Source organism: Pseudomonas persica (assembly GCF_900291015.1).
Classification (GTDB): domain Bacteria; phylum Pseudomonadota; class Gammaproteobacteria; order Pseudomonadales; family Pseudomonadaceae; genus Aquipseudomonas.
The window spans coordinates 1-280 of sequence record NZ_OLKL01000101.1; the positions used below are offsets into that span (position 1 = coordinate 1).

1 pseudogene is annotated in these 280 nt (G+C 57.9%); it reads left to right on the forward strand.

Going from position 1 to position 280, the window contains the following annotated elements:
* Positions 1 to 125: 125 nt before the first annotated feature.
* Positions 126 to 280: pseudogene (locus FQ664_RS25860) on the forward strand (IS110 family transposase); the annotation flags it as partial.

Consider the following 280-nt stretch of genomic DNA (forward strand, 5'->3'; position numbering starts at 1 on the left):
GATCCGCACGGTATCGGCGTGAAGTCCCTGTAGGCATCAGCTGAATCAGCTGTGACCACGTATGAGAGAGTGAACCCTTTCGCCACCGTGTGTCCCGCGCGCCCTTTATCCTGCGAGGATTCATCATGGCGCGCAAGCCTTCCAAGCAACGCTTCACCGTCGTTCATCCCGATTGCGCTGCGATCGATATCGGCGGCCGTGAGCACTTTGTCGCAGTCGACCCCCGGCATGACGACGCTGTCCGAGCGTTTACCTCTTTTACTGATGACCTGTACAAGCT